This is a genomic window from Methylomonas sp. ZR1 (assembly GCF_013141865.1).
GTDB lineage: Bacteria > Pseudomonadota > Gammaproteobacteria > Methylococcales > Methylomonadaceae > Methylomonas.
In genome coordinates this window covers 3,778,209-3,798,656 of sequence record NZ_RCST01000001.1, presented here as the reverse complement: position 1 = coordinate 3,798,656, position 20,448 = coordinate 3,778,209, and the positions used below count along the sequence as shown (strand labels likewise).

General features: G+C 53.2%; 20 protein-coding genes. 9 read left to right on the top strand and 11 right to left on the bottom strand.

The window, feature by feature from the left end; all coding sequences use genetic code 11:
- The first annotated feature begins 391 nt into the window (after positions 1–391).
- Genes DDY07_RS17240 through DDY07_RS17230 form a run of 3 tightly spaced genes read left to right on the top strand, consistent with a single transcriptional unit; the run spans position 392 to position 2,251 of the window.
- Positions 392–1,435 (top strand): hypothetical protein, encoded by a 1,044-nt coding sequence (locus DDY07_RS17240; protein ID WP_171696772.1) that lies wholly within the window; start codon positions 392–394, stop codon positions 1,433–1,435.
- A gap of 10 nt (positions 1,436–1,445) precedes the next feature.
- Positions 1,446–1,766: an STAS-like domain-containing protein gene (locus DDY07_RS17235; RefSeq protein WP_171696771.1), complete on the top strand. Its 321-nt coding sequence runs from the start codon at positions 1,446–1,448 to the stop codon at positions 1,764–1,766.
- A gap of 17 nt (positions 1,767–1,783) precedes the next feature.
- Positions 1,784–2,251 (top strand): hypothetical protein, encoded by a 468-nt coding sequence (locus tag DDY07_RS17230; protein ID WP_171696770.1) that lies wholly within the window; start codon positions 1,784–1,786, stop codon positions 2,249–2,251.
- A 158-nt stretch (positions 2,252–2,409) separates the two neighbouring features.
- Here DDY07_RS17230 and DDY07_RS17225 read toward each other — a convergent pair whose 3' ends face one another.
- From DDY07_RS17225 to DDY07_RS17205, 6 genes are all read right to left on the bottom strand, one after another.
- Complete coding sequence (locus DDY07_RS17225; RefSeq protein WP_171696769.1) at positions 2,410–2,985, bottom strand: DUF2452 domain-containing protein; 576 nt, start codon at positions 2,983–2,985, stop codon at positions 2,410–2,412.
- A 181-nt stretch (positions 2,986–3,166) separates the two neighbouring features.
- Entirely contained in the window at positions 3,167–4,729 is a 1,563-nt protein-coding gene (locus DDY07_RS17220) for a cryptochrome/photolyase family protein (protein WP_367650921.1), read from the bottom strand.
- Positions 4,693–4,842: a DUF2256 domain-containing protein gene (locus tag DDY07_RS24495; RefSeq protein WP_367650888.1), complete on the bottom strand. Its 150-nt coding sequence runs from the start codon at positions 4,840–4,842 to the stop codon at positions 4,693–4,695. Before DDY07_RS24495 ends, DDY07_RS17220 begins: the two co-directional genes overlap by 37 nt.
- A gap of 112 nt (positions 4,843–4,954) precedes the next feature.
- On the bottom strand, positions 4,955–6,370 hold the full coding sequence (locus DDY07_RS17215; RefSeq protein ID WP_216614769.1) for an FAD-binding domain-containing protein: 1,416 nt from the start codon (positions 6,368–6,370) through the stop codon (positions 4,955–4,957).
- Between the two features lie 3 nt (positions 6,371–6,373).
- Positions 6,374–6,610 carry a TIGR02450 family Trp-rich protein gene (locus tag DDY07_RS17210; RefSeq protein ID WP_171696767.1) on the bottom strand — a complete coding sequence of 79 codons (237 nt, stop codon included), beginning with the start codon at positions 6,608–6,610 and terminating at the stop codon, positions 6,374–6,376.
- 80 nt (positions 6,611–6,690) lie between these two features.
- Entirely contained in the window at positions 6,691–7,824 is a 1,134-nt protein-coding gene (locus DDY07_RS17205; protein WP_171696766.1) for a S1C family serine protease, read from the bottom strand.
- A gap of 246 nt (positions 7,825–8,070) precedes the next feature.
- Between DDY07_RS17205 and DDY07_RS17200 the strand changes: the two genes are divergently transcribed.
- Entirely contained in the window at positions 8,071–8,337 is a 267-nt protein-coding gene (locus tag DDY07_RS17200; protein ID WP_171696765.1) for a hypothetical protein, read from the top strand.
- A gap of 206 nt (positions 8,338–8,543) precedes the next feature.
- Here the strand turns inward: DDY07_RS17200 and tadA are convergent, their stop codons facing one another.
- The 4 genes from tadA to DDY07_RS17180 form a co-directional block, all read right to left on the bottom strand.
- The gene (gene tadA / locus DDY07_RS17195; RefSeq protein WP_171696764.1) at positions 8,544–9,008 is read right to left on the bottom strand and encodes a tRNA adenosine(34) deaminase TadA; all 465 of its coding nucleotides are present in this window, start codon (positions 9,006–9,008) and stop codon (positions 8,544–8,546) included.
- 1 nt (position 9,009) lies between these two features.
- On the bottom strand, positions 9,010–9,978 hold the full coding sequence (locus DDY07_RS17190) for an L-threonylcarbamoyladenylate synthase (RefSeq protein WP_171696763.1): 969 nt from the start codon (positions 9,976–9,978) through the stop codon (positions 9,010–9,012).
- A 151-nt stretch (positions 9,979–10,129) separates the two neighbouring features.
- Complete coding sequence (gene oadA / locus DDY07_RS17185; RefSeq protein WP_171696762.1) at positions 10,130–11,953, bottom strand: sodium-extruding oxaloacetate decarboxylase subunit alpha; 1,824 nt, start codon at positions 11,951–11,953, stop codon at positions 10,130–10,132.
- A 15-nt stretch (positions 11,954–11,968) separates the two neighbouring features.
- Positions 11,969–13,387: an acetyl-CoA carboxylase biotin carboxylase subunit gene (locus DDY07_RS17180; RefSeq protein WP_033158539.1), complete on the bottom strand. Its 1,419-nt coding sequence runs from the start codon at positions 13,385–13,387 to the stop codon at positions 11,969–11,971.
- Positions 13,388–13,824: 437 nt separating this feature from the next.
- Here DDY07_RS17180 and DDY07_RS17175 point away from each other — a divergent pair, with 437 nt between their 5' ends.
- The 3 genes from DDY07_RS17175 to DDY07_RS17165 all read left to right on the top strand — a co-directional run bounded on the left by DDY07_RS17175 (position 13,825) and on the right by DDY07_RS17165 (position 16,584).
- Complete coding sequence (locus DDY07_RS17175) at positions 13,825–14,304, top strand: hypothetical protein (protein ID WP_171696761.1); 480 nt, start codon at positions 13,825–13,827, stop codon at positions 14,302–14,304.
- A gap of 207 nt (positions 14,305–14,511) precedes the next feature.
- On the top strand, positions 14,512–15,594 hold the full coding sequence (locus tag DDY07_RS17170) for a GNAT family N-acetyltransferase (protein WP_171696760.1): 1,083 nt from the start codon (positions 14,512–14,514) through the stop codon (positions 15,592–15,594).
- Between the two features lie 39 nt (positions 15,595–15,633).
- The gene (locus DDY07_RS17165; protein ID WP_171696759.1) at positions 15,634–16,584 is read left to right on the top strand and encodes a glycosyltransferase family 2 protein; all 951 of its coding nucleotides are present in this window, start codon (positions 15,634–15,636) and stop codon (positions 16,582–16,584) included.
- A gap of 10 nt (positions 16,585–16,594) precedes the next feature.
- Here the strand turns inward: DDY07_RS17165 and DDY07_RS17160 are convergent, their stop codons facing one another.
- Positions 16,595–17,194, bottom strand: a complete 600-nt coding sequence (locus DDY07_RS17160) for an arylesterase (RefSeq protein WP_171696758.1) — start codon at positions 17,192–17,194, stop codon at positions 16,595–16,597.
- Here DDY07_RS17160 and DDY07_RS17155 point away from each other — a divergent pair.
- The gene (locus DDY07_RS17155; RefSeq protein WP_171696757.1) at positions 17,193–17,885 is read left to right on the top strand and encodes an ABC transporter ATP-binding protein; all 693 of its coding nucleotides are present in this window, start codon (positions 17,193–17,195) and stop codon (positions 17,883–17,885) included. The genes DDY07_RS17160 and DDY07_RS17155 overlap by 2 nt on opposite strands.
- On the top strand, positions 17,882–20,362 hold the full coding sequence (locus DDY07_RS17150) for an ABC transporter permease (protein WP_171696756.1): 2,481 nt from the start codon (positions 17,882–17,884) through the stop codon (positions 20,360–20,362). The genes DDY07_RS17155 and DDY07_RS17150 overlap by 4 nt, the downstream gene beginning before the upstream one ends.
- The last annotated feature ends 86 nt before the right edge of the window (positions 20,363–20,448 follow it).

The window sequence follows — 20,448 nt, the reverse complement described above, 5'->3', positions numbered from 1 at the left end:
TTGGGCAAGTGGGCCGTCTTCGACCGAGCATGGCGGCCCCGCCTAGCCTCAATTGCTATCCAAAACGTGCGGCTGACAGAAGCGCTAAATCAATAATGCGACTTGCTGTTAGGTGCGGTCCGAGGGGTGAGTTTTCCGGGGGTGTGGGGGCTGTTGCCCATTTGCTCAACATCGTGCTTTGGCTTCAGTGCCCGCCGTGGAATGGGTAGCCACGCTGATAGCGTTTATGACTGCACGGCCGGAGTTGGTCTTGGATAACAGTATCTACTTGCTCTGTATGGATCAAGCGGTCTTAAAGGACACCAACTTCAGTTAACGGGTTGATAGTATTGAGTCACGAACTGTTAGAATAGAAATATCAAAACCCAACTCATCGCTGGCTGATCTATGTATGAAGAAATTATCCAAGGAGCGGTACCGATTCATTCGACGCTATCATCAGCTTATTTTGAAGCGGAAAAGACGTAGAGCAAAACGAAAAAACGAATCGATTCGTAGACTTTTTCCCACGAAAATACCTCTTTCTGCACAAAGGCTAGTTGCTCCTGCCGCGTTCAATATTTTCGAACCAGCAATCCGTACAATTTTCCTCGCCTTTTTACGCGAATTGAGATCGTTTGTATTGTTGAAACATCAACCAGTGTTGATCGACTTTTCGTCTACAAAAACGATGTCTACCGGCGGTACATTGTTGTTCGTAGCCGAGCTACGACGTATCATTAGGTTGACGAATAATAAAATTCCAATTCGCTGTTTACCACCGAGAAACACAAAAGCTTGGCAGGTTCTGGAGCAAATCGGTGTTCTAGAACTGCTGAAATGTAGAAAACGAGTAATTCCTACTGACGGTGACGTGGTGCATTGGAGGTTTGCCTGGGGAAATAAGGTTCTTGGTGAAGAATACGACACTATTTTGCAGCATTATGACGGAAAATTGACCGATGGAATTGCAAAAGGTTTTTACCATGGCCTTACAGAGGCCATGACAAATAGTAGGCAACATGCTTATATTGAACCCCGTCAAGACGGGCTGCATATTTTCGATGAGCCAACAGATTGGTGGATGTTTTCTCAAGAAAAAGATGACATGTTAACTGTTGTGTTTTGTGATTTGGGAATTGGCATACCCGCTACTTTACCGATAAAGAAACCTCATCTTTGGCAAAAACTTATGACTATGTTTGGACAAGTTACGGATGGTCAAGCCATTTTAGAAGCAATAGCGGATAGTAAGTCTCGAACAGGAAAAAGCTACCGTGGTAAAGGACTTAAACAGTTACTTGAGGTTATCAGCGCATCAGAAAAAGGGATTCTCACTGTTCTCAGTAACCGTGGGTGTTATCGTTACCAGTCAGGCCTTGAGTTTCAACAAAATTATAAAGATTCAATTTTGGGTACGCTAATTGCTTGGCAAATACCAATTACCAAATTGTAAGGTAATCATTATGCGAACGATTAACATAGCAATACAATTTTCTCGATATCCAGCCGGAAGGGTTCCAGAAGATGGGCCTTTTAGTGGTGCCCGGTTTAGAGATGAGTGGTTGATTCCTATTTTAAAAGATGGAGAAAAGGCCATCATTGAAATGGATGGTACCAGAGGGTATGGCTCTTCATTTTTGGAAGAGGCCTTTGGTGGATTAGTCAGACAGGGTTATACGGAAGACCAAGTCCAATCGGCTTTCGAACTTCATTCGTCAGATCCCAGTATCGTCGAAGAAGTGAACGAATATATTACCCATGGTTCAGATGGCGCAACTGATTAAAGAGGGGAATAAGATCCATGGCTGAACAACAACCTTGGTGGTACATTCCCGTCATAAATGGCATATTTCAAACTATTACTTGGCTTACTGTTATATGCGGTTGGTTCATTGTCAATAGGCAAAACAATCATCGCGAACTGCGTAAGGAAACTCGCTCTACTATAGAAGAATTAAAAGAGCGTTTGGAGAAATTGGAACAGACCGCTATTACATTTCACTGCTCTGAATTTGATTCTAGCAAGTCGAAAGATATTGTTCGTGAAATACAACGATTGTCGCAGATAATTTCCCGGCTTAAGGTTTTATCTGACGAAGATCTCGGTGAGGCAACTAAGAGCCTTCGTCGTTCAATTACTCTAAAAAACTTTGATAAAAGCAGCCATAAATGTCTTTCAGAAGACAGTCCTGTTTTGGATAGAATTTATCGAACTATAAACGAATTGATTGATGATATTGAATACGGCTTTTCTCGGAGATTTCATTAACATAATTGGCGCTGAGGTGAGAATTGCATCTTTCTAACTTCGCTGACGGGCGGTTATGAGTTCAAATGTTGTCATTCATAAAGCTAACTTAACGGGTCGCTTACCACTTTAACTTCTCAAAATCAACGATCTTTTGATCGAATCGTCTGCGAGATTATTTAATCGATACGGCTTATCAGTAACTTTTCCGCTTGCCGAAAACTCAAGCCCAAAATACCCGATTTTTGCATGGATTGCTTCAGCGAATAGGCCAGCGTCGCGGCAAGTACTCGGGAATAGTAAGGCAGGGTTTCCATATAGACCGGCAATACATCGTCGATTTTTTCGGCTTGTTGCAGTGTCTGTTCCAGTTGCCGGCGCTGATCCGCAATCTCTTGGATAAACGCACCGTCATTGGCGCAAGCCTCGGATAAGGCCAAAGTCCAGGTTAAATCCGGCTGTAATTCGCAAGTGCCTATGAATCGGCCGGACTGGCTTGACAGCCATTGTTCCGGGGCAATCAACGATAGGCGACATTGCTCATCTTTAAAATACAGCCAATATGCTTGTCCCGTGGTCGGTTTAAACCGAATTTGGCTATTGAGAACAAACAGAGAGGTAAATAAATCGCTGCTGATTTGCTGAATGTTTTTGGCGGGGGCAATCAGCTGCTTTTTGGCTTGCTGCAAACTGTCCAATACAGCAACAGCTCCCTTTCCCTGAGGATTGGCCGGTTTAATTGTTAAATTCATCATTCCAAGTATTCGCTAAGTTTACAAAAACAGTATCCGGCAGGTTTAATCAACGCAGCGAATTCGAACGATCATTGATGGTTTTCCCCTCATCCTAGCCTTCTCCCGGAGGGAGAAGGAGAGTTTATATCACGCCTATAGCGATGAATCACCGAGCGGCGGCAATCGGGTATAGTCTTTGTTTTCAAAGCCTTTCCAAATCCGCTAACACTGTTTCCGCACGCCGGGCTATCGCCTCAAGCTCTGCAGCCGCAAACCGGTCCAGATTGCGATAGACCATACTCAGGCGCGGATTGCGGCTTAGCTTGTCGCGATGGCGGATAAAAAAATCCCAGTACAGCGCATTGAATGGACAGGCTCGCTCGCCAGTGCGGGCTTTTTTGTCGTAGTGGCAGCCCTTGCAATAATCGCTCATCCGGTCGATGTACGCGGCGCTGGATACATAAGGTTTGGTGGCCAGTAAGCCGCCATCGGCAAACTGGCTCATGCCCAGCGTGTTGGGCAATTCCACCCATTCAAAGGCGTCGATATACACGCCCAGATACCAACGATGCACGGCTTCCGGTGCCAGGCCTGCCAGCAGGGCGAAATTGCCGATCACCATTAGCCGCTGGATGTGGTGTGCGTAAGCATATTGCAGCGATTGGCCGATGGCTGCTGCCAGACAATTCATCCGGGTTTCGCCGGTCCAGAACCAGGCGGGTAAAGGTCTGTCATGGCCGAAATAGTTGTGCGCGGCATAGTCCGGCATCTTTGCCCAATACACGCCGCGCACATATTCGCGCCAACCGAGAATCTGCCGGATGAAGCCTTCCGCCGCCGCCAGTGGCGCATGGCCTTGGCGATAAGCCTGTTCGGAGCGTTCGACCACTTCACGCGGATTGAGCATTTTGGTGTTCAGCGCAAACGACAGCAGCGAATGAAACAGCCGCCAACTGCGCCGGCTCATCGCATCCTGAAAATCGCCGAACTGCGGCAAGCCTTCGGCGATAAAGGCTTCGAGTTGCTGCAAGGCTTCGTTGCGATTCAGCGGCCAGCGGAAATCCTCGGCGTCCGCTGCGCCGAAACTGTTCACGCCCGCCGCGACGATGCTTTGCCAAATCGCGCTATGGTCGTGACGGGGCCGAGTGTCAGCGGCCACCACCGGCGTGCCGGGCCAGGCTTTGCGGTTGTCGTGATCGTAATTCCATTGCCCGCCGGCCGGGCGCTGATTGTCTGCCAATAACACCCGGTGTTTGACGCGCATGCGCCGATAGAACATTTCCATCAGCCAATGCGGCCGAGACCCAAACAGCTCTGCGGCTTCCTCGCGCTGGCTATAGAAATGCTCACTGTCGCAGGCTCGGTTGCTGATGGCCAACTGTTGGCAATAGGTGCGTAATTGTTGATCCAAACGCCATTCGTCGGGAAGCTGGTATTCAAAATGCTGAACCCGATACTGCGTAATCAACACATCCAAATTAGCGGTCAGCGACTGCCGGTTGCCGCTATCGTCAATTGGCAGGTAGTGCAAGCGATGGCCTTGGACCGACAAATGCTGAGCAAAATCGCGCATTGCCGCGAAAATACCGATGATTTTTTGTGCATGGTGCAAGACGTAATCGGTTTCCTGGCGGATTTCCATCAGCGTATAAACTGTTTCGTCATCGGTTTGCGCAAACCAGCTGTGCAGCGGATTTAATTGGTCGCCCAGAATGAGCCGCAAGGTGGTCATGCGATCTTGGTCGTGCCGCGTTGCCGGCGGCAACGCTCTGAGCAATATTTCACCGCCTCCCAGTCTCGGGCCCATTTTTTACGCCACACGAAGGGTCGACCGCAGACGGCACAGAGCTTGGCAGGCAGCAAGGCTTTTTGGTGCATTAAAAATCCAGCTGGGTTTGTACCCAGTCGCCGGCTGCGGCTTGGGTTGGTCGGCGGCGGGTGGATTGCTTTCGCGAGCCGTGTTTCTCGCCGATAGCAGCCTTGGCGGCTTTCACGTCGGCGCGGCCACGTACTTCGTAAAGCCGGGCTTTCGCCTGCCGGGTAGCCGATTCCAGTTCGACCAGCGGTTCGGCAATATCCACTCCGATCCGACCCTCGTGCCGCGTTGTTGTTGCAGTTTCAGCGGCATGCGCCACGGTTCGAACAGCCATTCATTGGGCACGCGGCGTAAGGCCGGCAGCCAATGTCTGACAAAATGACCGTGTGGATCATGGTCGCGGGCCTGTTTGATCGGGTTATACACCCGCGTGGTGTTAATGCCGGTGGTGCCGGCCTGCATTTGCATTTGGCTCCAGTGGATGCCGGGTTCGTAATCCAGAAATTGTTGGGCCAGCCAAGCGCCAACCGGTTGCCAATGCAGCCACAAAGGATAACTGGCTACCGATACCAGCATCGCCCGCATGCGGAAATTCAGCCAGCCGGTTTGCTGCAACATCGCCACACAGGCATCGACCAGCGGCCAACCCGTTTGGCCTGCGCTTAAGGCCTGAAAATGCGCCGGATTCCAGTCCGCTTCGCGCAAGCCGTCATAGCCGCGATGCAGATTGGTAAACTCCAGTTCCGGTTCGCTTTCCAGCTTTTGCATGAAATGGCAATGCCAGTACAAGCGGCTGACGAAGGCCGTCAAACCGGCACGACGGGCATCGCCGCGCGGTAAAGCAGCCAACTGGCGGCGGGTGGCTTGCACGACCTCCCGTAAACTCAAACAGCCGAAGGCCAAATAAGCAGAAAGGCGCGAACAGGCCGTCGGTGCGGACAAGGGCGAGGAGATGCCGCCTCGGTAAGCACCGCAACGGTCGAACAGAAAGTCACGCAAGGTTTCGATGCCTTGGCGGCGGCCGCCTCTTTGGCGCTGCGGCGGGTCGGGATGGATTAAGCCCAGGGTTTGCGGCTCGGGCAAGATCGCCAGTTTAGGGGCTGCTATCCAATCGCAAGCGGGAGGTTCCAGGCAGGGTTCGGCCATCAGTGCGTCCCAATGTGCTTTCCACGCATCGCGATCACGCAACCGGCGTACCACACCAAATTGTGCAAACTCGTGCCAAGGCAAGCCGTGTTCCCGGCACCAGCGTTGCACGGCCAAGTCGCGCTGAAAGCTCAGCCAGTTGCCGGTTTCCTGGTGCGAATACATCGCCAGAAAGGGCGCTTCCTGCCAGAGCCGCTGCAAAACCGGCACTGCTCCGCCCACTTCGATACGTAAGCCGCCGCCGCGTTTGCGCAAGGCAAGTTCCAAATCAAGCAGGCTTTCGCGTAAAAATTGGTAGTGTTGCGTGGCAACGTCGTCGGCCGCCCACAAGCTGGGTTCGATGATGAACAAACACAGCACCGGCGCCTTGCGGCTGGCGTAAAGCAGCGGTGCATGGTCGTGTACCCGCAGATCGCGCTTGAACCAGATCAGGTTGTAGCTCATCGCTCAGTGCCAACCCTGGCGCCAGTTGTTGGTATTAAGCAAATCCCGCCAGGGCATGATTTGCACCCGTTTGCTAAACACCGCCTCCAGTTCGATCATTTCCAGCGGCGCGTCCGGCTCGTCCGGCAGTAGCAATTTACTGACGATAAAGTGCTTTTCCTTATTTTGCGGGGTAACGGCGGTCCATTTGCTGAGCAGTAATTTGTTCGGGTTCAGCCTGGGTGATTTGGCGGTCGGCATGGCTTGGTCTGCTTAAGAAATATAGCTTCCGATCATACCAGCCGATCCCGAAATGGCGAGATCGGCACCATGCCGAAGAATCAATTTCCTGGCTGTAAGATTACTTCGACTTCCCGGGTCTGGCCATTGTTGAATACCTTGACTTTGACGACATCGCCAACCTTCTGGTCGTCCAGGCGGGCGAACAGTTTTGAGAGCGTATCGACGTCCTTACCGTTAATGGCGACGATGATGTCGCCCGGCACCATGCCGTTGGCCGTTATCGATACGCCTTGTAGGCCGGCTTTATCCGCCGCCGAACCGGGCTGCACCCGCAATACCGCGACACCGGCCGTGCCGGTCAAAGCCGCCAATTGCTCGTTCATCTGTTGGTCTATTTCGATACCCAGGGCCGGGCGGATGTATTTGCCTTGTTTAATCAGTTCCGGCACCACCCGCATCACCGTATCCACCGGCACCGCAAAACCGATGCCGGCGGAGGCACCACTCGGGCTGTAAATTGCGGTATTGATGCCGATCAACCGGCCGGCGGAATCGAGGAGCGGGCCGCCGGAGTTGCCGGGATTAATCGCGGCGTCGGTCTGGATCAAATGTTCGACGGCCGGACCTTCCTGACCGCCCAGGGAGCGGTCCAGCGCGGAGACGATGCCGCTGGTCAAGGTCCAGTCCAAACCAAACGGGTTGCCGATAGCGAATACTTTTTGGCCAACTTTTAGATCGCGGCTGGTGCCGACCGGTACCGGTGGCGGCCGTTTGAAGCCGACGCCGATTTTCAATACCGCAATATCATGCACCTGGCTGGCGCCAACCAGAGTGGCCTTGTAATCGCGGCCGTCGGCCAGTTTTACCGTGGCTTCGTTTGCGCCGGCAATGACGTGAAAGTTGGTGACGACATGGCCGGCTTCGTCCCAGATAAATCCGGAACCCGTGCCTTTCGGCACTGAAAATACGTCGCGAGTCCAGACATTGCGCACTAGCGCGGCGGTGCTGATGTAAACCACCGAATCTCGCGATTTTTCGAACAGTTCGATGGTGCTTTTTTCGTCCGCTGCCAAATCGCCGCGCGCGGCGACGGTTCTGACCGGGGCGGATTCGGTCGCCGGTGCTCCCGGCTGCCAATGCCAAAGGACTATCAGCGCTGCGGCGACTGCACCGGCGGCGAATACACGTTTAATGAATACATCGGGCGAATCGGGATGATTGGGATGTTGCATGTCGGCCTCCGGTTTGTTGGTTCCTACCCAGAATCGTGCGAACGGATTAATGCTGTTTTAAACGGCGGCAGCGCGGGATATTCAATTCCACTGAGCCGCTACGTCGGCAAAATGGGAGCGCGTTTAGCAAATTTCAAGCGAGTCAGTTACGTGTGTTTTTAATCAACAGTGGATTTAGGAACTATCGTCAAATCGCAAAGTCTCGAAAACGCCTGGATCGTTTGCTACTGGATAGGAGTGATCATCATGAAACGAGTTAAAAACACGATAAAACTCGCCATATTTGCCGTTTTGAGTATGGGATTAACAGGTGCCGCTATTGCGGAACATCATGAAAATGCCACCCAAAAAGCGCCATTGCAAACCGAGGAAGAATCTGAAGTGGAGATTTACGATTACCACTCGGGTGTGACGTATACCGGTACGCTACAACGTTTTATGTTTCATCGGCATTTGGAAAATGTAGCGGAAGAGCCTGAGAATAGACATTCAGAATCGACGCAAATGAAGTAAACAGGCTGTGTAATTGAGAGTTGAAGACAGTTTAGGCAGGCATAATCAATAAAAAATCCTGCTCGCCAAAGCATAAAAGAGTTAAGAGGGGTGTTATCAAGGTACTTTACGCATCAATAACTGCAAGCGGATCCAGGCAATCGGCAGGCAGCTATTCAACACGTTAGCAGACAGGCCAATTGAATAATTTGTTTGGGTAGGATGTATTATCGGCCTCTCGACTGCTGGCGTCTGGCCTTGAAAAAATCGCTGAGCAGTTCCGCGCAATCCGCCTCCAGAATCCCCCCCGTCCATTCCACGCGATGATTTAAGAACGCCGCGTCGCTGAGTTGCAGCGCATGGCAGACCGCGCCGCGTTTGGGATCGTAAGCGCCGAATACCAAACGTTTGACGCGGGCGTGGGCGATGGCGCCCATGCACATCACGCAGGGTTCCAGTGTCACATAGAGGGTAGTGTCAATCAGGCGATAATTGTTCAGGGCTGCCCCGGCCTTTCGCAGAGCGACAATTTCGGCATGAGCGGTGGGATCGTTCTGCTGGATGGGTTGATTCCAGCCCTCGGCTACGCAGACATTATCAAGCACCAATACGGCGCCGACCGGGACTTCGCCTTGGTCTTCGGCGCGCTGTGCCAGGCGGATGGCATGGCGCAGCCATTCCTCGTCGGTCATCTTAAACCGTGGCTTTATTCAGGCGGTCGTTGACCGCTGCCCAGGCTTCGTTGTCGGGCGGCTGCTCGATCAGAATGGTGTCGAGTTGCAGGTTATCCAACGCGCGTAAGGAGCTGTACAACGCCGGTTCGTAGAGTTCGGCATCGGCCGGTAATCTGAGTAGGTGCAGGCAGGGAATTTCGGCGATTTCCGTGCTGAAGGCCAGGATGCCGATGTGTTTGCCTTGCGCGCACAAATCGTCGGTCATTGCGATCAGGGTGTCGGCCGGGCACAGCAAGGCCATGGTATTGGGTGCGTAATGTACCGCCATCATGCCGGGCGCGCGAATCTTGGTTTGCGACGACAGCCGAATGTCGGTATGCAGCACGGCTTTCAGTTGGCTGCGGGTAATCCGGCCGGGTCTGAGAATGGCGGGGATGCCGTCGCTGAGATCGATAATGGTCGATTCCACGCCCACCGAACAAGCTCCGCCGTCCAGGATGCAACCCACGCTGTCGCCGAGTTCCTCCGCGACATGCTCGGCTTGCGTCGGGCTGATATGGCCGAAGCGATTGGCCGACGGCGCCGCGATGCCGCCGCCGAAGGCTTGCAATAATTGCAGCGCGACCGGATTAGCCGGCACCCGCAAACCCACCGTATCCTGACCGCCGGTAACGGCGGCCGGTACGGTCGATTTTTTATTCAATATCATGGTCAGCGGGCCGGGCCAGAAGTGTTCAGCCAACCTTAATGCCGCCTCCGGCACGGCTTCCGCCCAATCGTTGATTTGCGCGGCGCTGGCGATATGCACGATCAGGGGATGATCGGCCGGCCGGCCTTTCGCGGCAAATATTTTGGCAACCGCATCGGGATTGGCGGCATCCGCGCCCAGTCCGTAAACGGTCTCGGTCGGAAAGGCGACCAATTGCCCCTGCCGTAATAGCTCGACGGCGTGGCGGATGGATTCTTCGGTGACGGGTTTAGGATTCAAAGTAATCAGGCGAAAGATAAAAATCTAAAAAGACGAGCAGCCGACATAATTGTAGTGGCGAATTCATTTGCCAAAGTAAGCAGCTATAAATATATGGAAGCCATCCTCACGGCAAACACGCCATTTTACCTTTCGCCTTTAGTCTTTTCTCCTAATTAATTTCGACCAGCACCTCATTAGGGTTAACCGCATCACCTTTTGCCACATAAATGGCTTTGACGATACCGGCTATCGGTGCCGTGATCTCGGTTTCCATTTTCATGGCTTCAGTCACCAGCAAAGATTGACCGGCATTGACTTTTTGACCTTCTTTGACCAATACGTCGATGATATTGCAGGGCATGCTGGTCACCACATCGCCCGGCTCGCTGGGGCGGCGGCGTTTGCTGGCGATAGCACTCTGTACTGCGCCTTGGGCGCCGCCATCCAACACGATTTCGTCCAGGGTTTCGATGACGATTTCTTCCGGCATGCCGTCCACGGTGAAGTAAAAATGCCGCAAGCTTTGATTTTTCGGCCCGGCACCGGTGACTTTCACGTGATATTGCTCGCCGTGTAGCGCTACGTTGAATTCGGTCGGGGCTTTTTTGACTTCGGCGGACGCAGGTGCTTCGTCCAACTCCAGGGGTTCTGCGACCAAGCTGTCGGTGGAGCGCAGCTCCAAAAATTGTTTACCGATTTCCGGGAACATTGCGAAGCTCAGCACGTCTTCGTCATTCATCGCCAGGTGGGCGATTTCGTTGCGCAGATGCTCGAATTCCGGTTTGAGTAAATCGGCCGGACGGCACTCGATGACTTCTTCCTTGCCGACGGCCTTGGCTTGCAGTTGGGCGTTAACCGGCGCCGGGGCTTTGCCGTAGCCACCGTGCAGGTAACGCTTCACTTCATTGCTGATGGTGTCGTAACGCTTGCCGGTCAGCACATTCAACACGGCCTGGGTGCCGACGATTTGCGACGTAGGGGTGACTAGCGGCGGGTAGCCCAAGTCTTTACGGACTTCGGGGATTTCTTTGTACACCTCGGCCATGCGATCCAAAGCATTGCGCTCTTTTAACTGGTTGGCCAGGTTGGAGATCATGCCGCCCGGTACTTGGAAGATGTGGACGCGGGTGTCGATGCCGGTAAATTCGCTTTCGAAGCGGTGGTATTTTTTTCGAACGTCCAGGAAATATTGATTCACGGCTTGCAGTTTATCCAAATCCAGGCCGGTGTCGAAATCAGTGCCGCGGAGGGCGGTGACCAATGATTCGGTAGGCGGGTGGCTGGTGCCGCCGGCCCAGGAGGACAGCGCGGTATCGACATGTTCGCAGCCGGCTTCAATAGCCTTGAGCTGGCACATTTCCGCCAAGCCGGCAGTAGCGTGGCAATGCAGGTGCAGCGGCAAATCGACGGCATCTTTCAGCGCTTTGACCAATTCGCCGGCGACGTAAGGGGTCAACAGACCGGCCATGTCTTTGATGGCAATCGAATTGCAGCCCAAGTCGGCCAGGCCTTTACCCAATTTGATGAAACTGGCGATGTCATGTACCGGGCTGGTGGTGTAACAAATGGTGCCTTGCGCATGTTTGCCGGCCTTGCGGGTGGCCTCGATAGCGGTTTCCAAGTTGCGGATGTCATTCAGTGCGTCAAAGATACGAAACACGTCCATGCCGTTGCGCGCGGCCGTTTCTACAAACTTTCGCACCACATCGTCGGAATAATGTCGGTAGCCGAGCAGGTTTTGGCCGCGCAGCAGCATTTGCAAGCGGGTATTGGGCAGCGCGGCTTTCAGCTTGCTCAGGCGTTCCCAGGGGTCTTCCTTCAAGAAACGCAGACAGGCGTCGAAGGTCGCGCCGCCCCAGCATTCCAACGACCAATAGCCGATGTCGTCCAGCATGGCGCAGGCCGGCAGCATGTCTTCGGTGCGCATGCGGGTTGCGATGAGGGATTGGTGGGCGTCGCGGAGGATAACGTCGGTTACGTAAACTTTGCTCATGGGGTTTCCTTGGGTTTACAGGCCAGTATGAGAGGCGACAACTGCCGCCAGCACGCTGGCCAGAATTTCCGGTCGCGGCTTGTTGGAATAATTGATCAGGTCGGGATTGGCTTCGACAAAGCCGGTGTTGAAGCGGCCGCGGCGAAAATCCGGATGACCGAGAATTTTTAAGTAATAGGGGATCGTGGTTTTGATGCCGAACAAGCCCATATCTTTCAAGGCTCGCTCGCCGCGATTGATCGCGTCTTCCCAGGTCATCGCGCTGACGATGACTTTGGCCAGCATCGAGTCATAAAAGGGCGGGACTTCGTAGCCGGTATAAATAGCGGTGTCGGTACGTACGCCGGGACCGCCGGGGGCGTAGTAACGGGAAATGTGGCCGAAGCTGGGCAGGAAATTGTTTTTAGGGTCTTCGGCGTTGACGCGAAATTGAATCGCATAGCCGCGACGAACAATCTCTTCTTGTTTGAAACGCAGCGGTAAACCGGCCGCAACGCGAATTTGTTCTTCGACAATGTCCACACCGGTGATGGTTTCGGTGATGGTGTGCTCGACTTGTACCCGGGTGTTCATTTCCATGAAATAAAAACGACCGTTGGCGTCCAGCAGAAATTCAACGGTGCCGGCATTGGTGTAACCGACCGCTTTGGCCGCCATCACCGCCAAACCGCCCAGGTACTGGCGTTGTGCTTCATCCAGTTGCGGTGAAGGAGCGATTTCGATCAATTTCTGGTTGCGGCGCTGCACCGAGCAATCGCGCTCGTATAGATGGATGGTGTTGCCGAAGTGATCGGCCAACACTTGCACTTCGATGTGAATCGGGTTAACGACGCATTTTTCCAAAAACACGTCGGCGCTGCCAAAGGCCTTGGTGGCTTCGGAAATCACCCGCTGATAGTTCTGTCGCAATTCGTTGGGGGTGTCGCAACGCCGGATGCCGCGCCCGCCGCCACCTGAAGTGGCCTTCAGCATGATCGGATAACCGATTTGTTCGGCCACCTGCAAGGCATGCTCGACGCTATCCAGATTACCGTCCGAGCCCGGCGTGACGGGTAAGCCGGCGGCTATCATCGCGCTGCGGGCTTCGGTTTTGTCGCCCATGCGTTGGATCACTTCGGCGGAGGGGCCGATAAACACCAAGCCGCGTTCCTGGCAGGCTTTGGCGAACTGGGCGTTTTCTGACAGGAAACCGTAGCCGGGATGAATGGCATCGCAGCCGGTGCGCAAGGCTAAATCCACCAAGCCGTAGATGTTTAAATAGCCGGCCAGCGGCTCGCTGCCTATGTAATGCGATTCGTCAGCTTTTTTGACGTGCAAGGCAAAGCGGTCGGCTTCCGAATAAATAGCCGCTGAACGAATGCCCATTTCCGCGCAGGCCCGAATGATCCGGACAGCAATTTCGCCGCGATTGGCGATCAGTATTTTGCGTAACATGATGCTCCCGAGTCTTAGTGTTCAGTCACTTGCCTACTACTCTAACAATTTATGGCTATCTTTCAACAGGAAAACCGCCGCTTGCCGATGGAAGCTTAGCCTTTAGCTTGGGTGGTGGCGGTGTTGCCGGCCACTGGATTCGAACAGAATAAGCCGGAAAATTTCGCGATATTGGCTCCTACAACTTTGATGAAGTCGCTAGCCGCTAAGTTGTTGTGTTAGCAGCATTTAATTGGCTTTTTGTGGCTTCTATACCAACAAGTTTAATGGGTGGATGGGAAATGTTGATATAAAACAGCCTCTTGCAATTGGCACGCATAGTGCTATTCTCCTGTGTATGGATGCCTATACCATAAGCCGCTGTTTGCCGTAATCGGTCCGGTTTGTGCGAATAGGGTTTCACCTCTTAACTAATTGATTAATTCTGGGGTTTTAATATGGACACAAACAAGCCGTTATTTTCCGCGTTATTTTTTATTGGTCTATCGTTTTGGGGGATGCAGTTTGCGCAAGCAGCTACGACCGAAAATACGTTAAACCCGCTCGAATCCTTCCAAACGATTTTGCCGGATTTGCCAAGCGCTTATCAGGAGCAGCCATTGAATCCACTAGCGGATAAGCCCTTGCAGGACTATGCGCTAACATTGTTTACACGGGTCAAGACCCGTGCGGTCGTAACATTTCAGCAAGCCTTGTCGGACATAGCAGGGCTTGGCGATATGGTTTCGCAAATGGGTTTACTCAGTCTGCTTGGCACGGTTTTCCAGCCAGTGATAGACGAAAGCAAAACAGCTGAATTGAAAGCTGCCTTACCCACCGCGGCCTGGTTTTTTCTTAGCGGCATGCTGGGTGTTCTGGGCTTGAAAAAACGCAGCAGATTGCTGGATGCCAAAGCGGTTTTGAATTCAGTCCGGTAAGCGCCGTTATAGATGTGCTGAGGGTTTGGGCAGTGCGCGTGTTGCCCAAGCCTCAACTTTTCCTGCTCCTTCAATCCTGTTAAAACGACGCTGTCGTTTGGTATTGCGGCAAGTTTGCACCGATAATAGTTTTCGATTGTCGCTGATGCCTTTGCTAACGATAGTTAGGCCTCGCTAATCATTTCCCGCACTTTTTCGAGAAAGCCTATGTCCGCTGTTGCAGACCATTTTGTTTATGGACCTATCCAACCGGCGGATATTCCGGATTGCATTCTGATTGCCGTTGCCAATTTCGAGGAGTTTCAGCAACACCCCGAATATATCCAGCAATGGTTCGAATCCCGTATCGTGCATAACCCATGGCAGAACGCCTTGCCGTGCGCCGGCGTCGGGGTTTGGCACAATGGGCGTTTGGCGGGTTTCCGGGCCATGTTCGTGCAACCCTGGTGGTTGAACGGCCAATCCGTAACGCTTGCCTTCGGTTCCAATACCTGTGTCGATGAAGAGTTTCGTGGGCAGGGCTTAGCCACCAAGCTGATCGAACACAGCCTCGAATTTGCGCGATTCAACGGCACGGTGACTGCCGGCGTGATTACCCAGAAAGCCTTCAAAAAATGCGGCTTCGTACCGATCGGCGGTAGCGATAATGACTTTTATCGTTTGCGCGTCGGTTATCGCGGTTCTTGGCAGAAACGCGCCGGCAAATCGTTGGGCCATTTGCTGGGCAGCATGTTCGACATCAACTTGCGCTTACGCAATGTCAAATTACGTAGCGGCGGTTTTACATTGGCGGAGGTTTGGCATTGCGACACCGAGTTTGATGCGTTGTGGGAACGGGCGAAAGCGGGCTATGTCTCTTGTCTGGAACGTAGCAGCCGCTATTTGAATTGGCGTTTATTTGATTTTCCTACCTGTCCTTTAAGGCTTTTCGCGCTGCGCGATGCTGCTGGCAAATTGCGCGCCTACGCAATTTGGCATCAGCAAGGCTTTGGGGATGCTATCAGCATGGCAGTATTGCGTGACGTGTTTTATCCCTTGGACGATGAGCCGGCCATACAGACACTGTTGTATTACCTATTTGCTTATTGGCGGGAGAACGGGATTAGCTGGGGCAGTCTGGAAGTCGCCTCGCCGTCATTGACCAGTCTGTTCCGCTGTCTTGGCTATGAAGCAGTGCCGTCGCGCGGTAACCGCTATCTGATTTATCGCGAGCCGCCGCTAGCCGACAATATTTCGCAAAATTGGTACCGCAGCGGGATCGATGGCGATTATTTCGATCATCCGCTGTAATATTGCTTAACCCAAAATTCAAAATTAGGTCTGCAACCTATGTTAAACGCCTCCGTGATTATCAGCACCCGCAACAGAGCGTCGATATTGCCGCGCTTGTTCGACGCATTGGCCGCAATGCGCCTGAATAGCCAGACCCGCTGGGAATTGCTGATGGTTGATAACGGCAGCAGCGACGACACTGTGGCGGTGATCGCCGCCGAAGCTGAGCGTGGTCGGCTGCCGGTGCATTGCGTCTCCGAGCCGATTCCCGGTAAGTCCCGCGCTTTGAATCGCGCCATCAAGCAAGCGCAAGGTGAATTATTGGTGTTCACCGACGACGATGTCGAACCGCAAGCGAGCTGGTTACAGGCTTACATCGATGCCGCTGTGCTGCATCCGGAAATCGACGGTTTTGCCGGCAAAGTATTACCCAAATGGCTGGGCGACATCCCCGCCTGGTTGCATACCGAAGGTGAGTTTGCATTGCCGCGCGGCATTACCAATACTCGCGATTTCGGCATGTCCCAGCAGTTTTTGGATGAACAGGTGATTCCGGGCGGCGTCAATACGGCGTTAAGAACCGGGGCCGTAGCCAAAAATGGCTGGTTTCGCGAAGAGCTTGGGCCGGGTACTTCGGTGCCGTTTACGGAAGACACCGAATACATGGGCCGTTTTCGGCGCGGCGGCGGCGAGTTTTGGTATGTGCCGGAAGCATTGCTGTATCACTGTAACATCCCGGAGCGGATGACGAAAGCCTACGTCTGCCGCTGGATGTTCGACGTGGCCCGTTGTCAGGTGCTGGCGTATGCTGATGTACCCACCGGAAAAAATATCGCTGGCATCCCACTGTATTTGCTGCGGCATTATCTTAGCCGATTCGCGAGTTTTTGGCTGGAACCACGTGAGCAGCAGCGCTTACAAAAAAAAATGAAATGGATGTTTACGGCCGGCGAAATCGCCGGTTATAGGCAACTGCCGGCGTTTAAGCAAACCTTGACGGCAAATTAGCGCGTCGCGTCTACAGCAAGGCTTGTAAATATCCCCAAATCTTTTCGGCAATCAATGGTTGCGCCAGCTCATTCGGGTGCAGGCTGTCGGCCTGCATCATCTCCGGGTTTAATGCTACCTCTTCCAGGATAAACGGCACATACGGGATCTTCAATTCCGCGGATAGCTGCGGAAAAACCTCGTAAAACATCTCGACATAACGCTTGCCGTAATTGGGGGGGATCTTCATCCCCAGCAGCATCACTTTGGCGCCGACGTTTTGCGAACGCCGAGTGATTTCGGTCAGATTATTTTTCATTTCCGCTGGCGATAAACCGCGCAAGCCGTCGTTGGCGCCCAGTTCCACCAACACAATATCCGGTTTATGCCGCGATAAAATTTGCTCCAGTCGCGCCAGGCCGCCAGCGGAAGTATCGCCGCTGATGCTTTCGTTACTGATAACATAGTCGCTATGCAGGTCGGTTAGCTTGTTTTGCAACAAAGCCACCCAGCCAAGCTGAACTTCGATGCCGTAACCGGCACTAATACTGTCACCCAATACCACTATCGATTTCGCCATGGCGTTTATCGGTAGTAAACCCAGAATTACGGCAAGGACCACGCTATACATGTTGAATACTCATATTGATAAGACCAGTTCCCCGATTATCGTTACCGAACAGCTCGGCAAATCGGTGCCAACTTCCGAGGGCATTTTACACATCTTGTCCTCAGTGAATTTAATCATCAATTCGGGCGAGAGTCTGGCCATTGTCGGCGAGTCCGGTTCCGGTAAATCCACCCTGCTCAGTTTGCTGGCTGGATTGGATACGCCCAGTACCGGCAGAGTGGTTGTCAATGGCCGCGATCTGACCAAGCTCGACGAAGACGGCCGCGCATTGTTGCGCAACGAATTGGTCGGTTTCGTGTTTCAATCCTTTCAACTGCTGCCGGGGTTGACGGCTCTGGAAAACGTCATGCTGCCGCTGGAACTCAGCGGACATGCTCAAGCGGCGAGCGCTGCCCGCGCCTTGCTGGACAGAGTGGGCTTGTCGCAGCGCTTGACGCATACCCCCAAACAATTGTCTGGCGGCGAACAGCAACGGGTGGCTTTAGCGCGGGCTTTTGTCACCCAGCCGGCTATCCTGTTTGCCGACGAACCGACCGGTAATCTGGACAGCAAAACCGGTGCGCACATCATCGATCTGCTGTTCGAGCTCAATCAAGAACAACATACCACTTTGATTTTGGTGACTCACGACATGACTTTGGCCGGGCGTTGTCAACGCACCATTCGCCTGGATGCCGGGAGCGTGGTATGAAACGTGTCAATCTGGCCATGAAACTGTTATGGCGCGATAGTCGTTCCGGAGAGCTGACCTTACTGCTCCTAGCTTTGCTGATTGCGGTCAGCAGTTCCACCGCTATATCGCTATTTGCCGACCGTTTGCATCGGACCATGACGGTGCAAGCCGCCGAGTTTTTAGCCGGTGATCTGGTGGTGGCTGCGCCGGCGCTCATAGCCGAAACCTGGTTGGCCAAGGCCGGCGAATTGGGCTTATCCCATTCTCAAACCAGCGAGTTTGCCAGCGTTTTGTTGGAAAACCAGGAAATGCTGTTGGCTTCGGTAAAATCCGTCAGCAGCGGCTACCCGCTGCGCGGGAAATTGAAAACCAGCGATGCCGAGTCACAGGATGAAATCGTCGCCAGCCAGGGTCCGGAACCCGGCTCGGCCTGGGTGGACAAGCGCATACTACCGGCTCTACATCTAAAAATCGGCGATACGTTGACCGTAGGCGAAAAACCTCTGACCATCGGCCGGGTGTTGAGCTACGAGCCGGATAAACGCGGCGACTTTTATAGCTTTTCGCCGCGGGTGATGATTAATCAAAGCGACTTGGCCGCCACCGGTGTGATTCAACCTGGCAGTCATGTGCGTTACGCCTTCCAGTTCAGCGGCGACGAACAGGCTTTGGTCGCCTTTAAAACCTGGTTGAAGCCGCAACTTAACAGTTCGCAAAATATCCTGGATATACACGAGGACCGCCCGGAATTGGGATCGGCATTGCAGCGCGCCGAGCGTTATCTGGGTTTGTCCAGCATCGTGGTGATCTTGATTGCCGGCGTGGCGATTGCGATGGCTACCCGCCGTTACACCGAGCGGCATTTCAACGCCACTGCCTTGTTGCGTTGCCTGGGGTGTAAACAAGCGGAAATTGTCTGGCTGTACGGTTTGCAGTTCTTGGTGCTGGGCCTATTAGCCAGCAGCGTCGGCTGCGGCTTGGGCTGGTTGGCGCAATTTGGTTTATTCGAGCTGTTAAAATCCTTGTTGCCGGAAGAGTTGGCCAGTCCCAGCTGGTTGGCGGTATTTTTTGGCTTGACTTCGGGCTTGGCAATCTTGCTGGGTTTTGCTTTACCGCCATTGCTGCGTTTGCAAAAAGTCTCGCCATTGCGGGTATTGCGCCGTGAGTTGGAACCCTTACCCACCAGTGGTTGGTTGATTTACGGTTTGGCGCTGGCGATTATCGGCAGTTTGATTTGGCGCTATACCCAAGACCCGAAAATGACCTCCATCATATTGGGTTTGGGTACGTTGACACTATTGGGTGTAGGTGGGGCGATATACGGTTTGTTATTGCTGGCGCGCAAGCTGTTGCCGAAGATGGGCTTGAGTTGGCGTTTTGGCTTGCAGGGATTGCTGAGGAACAGCCAGGCCAGCGTCAGCCAGATATTGGCTTTCAGCATCACGCTCACCGCCATGGCCCTGAGTTTTACGGTGCGCAGCGATTTGATTGACAACTGGCAACAGCAATTGCCGGAACAGGCGCCGAATCATTTTGCCTTGAATATCCTGCCGGAACGCCAGCAGGCATTTCAAGACGAATTGCAGCAAGCGCAGATTGTCAGCAGCCGGTTTTATCCGGTGGTACGCGGACGCCTGGTGACGATTAATAACGAAGCGGTGCAAGGCCGGGTCAGCAAAGACACCCAGGGCGAAGGCGCCACTCAACGCGAATTGAGCCTGACCTGGGCGGTGCAATTGCCGGACGATAACAAAGCCACCGATGGCGGTGCCTGGCAAGCCGATCGGCCGGGTCTGGTATCGGTGGAGCAAAAACTGGCGGAAAGCTTGAAAATCAAGGTGGGCGATGAATTGACCTTTACGGTGGGGAGCGCGCAATTCAACGCCAAGGTAGCTCAACTCCGCAGCGTGCAGTGGGATACGATGCGGCCCAATTTTTACATGATCTTCTCGCCCGGCACGCTGGATAACTTTCCGACCATGTACATGACCAGCTTCTATTTGGCCGATACCCAAAAAATTCTTTTGAATACGTTGCTGAAAAAATATCCGGCGATCACGATATTGGAAGTTGATCAGATCTTGAAACAATTCAAGATGATCCTGACGCAGTTGACCAAGGCCATCAATCTACTACTGTATTTTGCCTTGGCGGCCGGTTTTACCGTGTTGTTTGCCGCCGTCTACGCCACGTTGGATCAACGAATCTACGAAGGTGGGCTGATGCGGACTTTGGGTGCCCGGCGCGGCTTTTTACGTACCACGCACGTGATTGAGTTTGGCTTGCTCGGCACCTTGGCTGGCGTCATGGCGGCTCTGGCTAGCGAAGCGATTCTGTATGCGTTGTATACCCGCGTGATGCAGATCGACTATCGTCCGGGCTACCATTTGTGGGGCGCATTGCCGGCGATAGGTGCGATAACGGTGGGGCTGGCAGGGTACTGGGGGGTTAGGCAGGTGGTTAATCAACCACCGCTACAAGTGTTGAGGCGTTGATGGTTGATCAGTAAATTTTTCGCGATGGTTGCGATATGTCAAACGGCTTTGAAAAGTTTCCAGTAAAGAGCGTCCAATAGTTTCCA

Coding starts and splice junctions, on each gene's coding strand:
- DDY07_RS17240 (WP_171696772.1), top strand. CDS start 392: ATGAAGAAATTATCCAAGGAGCGGTACCGATTCATTCGACGCTATCAT.
- DDY07_RS17235 (WP_171696771.1), top strand. CDS start 1,446: ATGCGAACGATTAACATAGCAATACAATTTTCTCGATATCCAGCCGGA.
- DDY07_RS17230 (WP_171696770.1), top strand. CDS start 1,784: ATGGCTGAACAACAACCTTGGTGGTACATTCCCGTCATAAATGGCATA.
- DDY07_RS17225 (WP_171696769.1), bottom strand. CDS start 2,985: ATGATGAATTTAACAATTAAACCGGCCAATCCTCAGGGAAAGGGAGCT.
- DDY07_RS24495 (WP_367650888.1), bottom strand. CDS start 4,842: ATGCACCAAAAAGCCTTGCTGCCTGCCAAGCTCTGTGCCGTCTGCGGT.
- DDY07_RS17215 (WP_216614769.1), bottom strand. CDS start 6,370: ATGAGCTACAACCTGATCTGGTTCAAGCGCGATCTGCGGGTACACGAC.
- DDY07_RS17210 (WP_171696767.1), bottom strand. CDS start 6,610: ATGCCGACCGCCAAATCACCCAGGCTGAACCCGAACAAATTACTGCTC.
- DDY07_RS17205 (WP_171696766.1), bottom strand. CDS start 7,824: ATGCAACATCCCAATCATCCCGATTCGCCCGATGTATTCATTAAACGT.
- DDY07_RS17200 (WP_171696765.1), top strand. CDS start 8,071: ATGAAACGAGTTAAAAACACGATAAAACTCGCCATATTTGCCGTTTTG.
- tadA (WP_171696764.1), bottom strand. CDS start 9,008: ATGACCGACGAGGAATGGCTGCGCCATGCCATCCGCCTGGCACAGCGC.
- oadA (WP_171696762.1), bottom strand. CDS start 11,953: ATGAGCAAAGTTTACGTAACCGACGTTATCCTCCGCGACGCCCACCAA.
- DDY07_RS17180 (WP_033158539.1), bottom strand. CDS start 13,387: ATGTTACGCAAAATACTGATCGCCAATCGCGGCGAAATTGCTGTCCGG.
- DDY07_RS17175 (WP_171696761.1), top strand. CDS start 13,825: ATGGACACAAACAAGCCGTTATTTTCCGCGTTATTTTTTATTGGTCTA.
- DDY07_RS17170 (WP_171696760.1), top strand. CDS start 14,512: ATGTCCGCTGTTGCAGACCATTTTGTTTATGGACCTATCCAACCGGCG.
- DDY07_RS17165 (WP_171696759.1), top strand. CDS start 15,634: ATGTTAAACGCCTCCGTGATTATCAGCACCCGCAACAGAGCGTCGATA.
- DDY07_RS17155 (WP_171696757.1), top strand. CDS start 17,193: ATGTTGAATACTCATATTGATAAGACCAGTTCCCCGATTATCGTTACC.
- DDY07_RS17160 (WP_171696758.1), bottom strand. CDS start 17,194: ATGTATAGCGTGGTCCTTGCCGTAATTCTGGGTTTACTACCGATAAAC.
- DDY07_RS17150 (WP_171696756.1), top strand. CDS start 17,882: ATGAAACGTGTCAATCTGGCCATGAAACTGTTATGGCGCGATAGTCGT.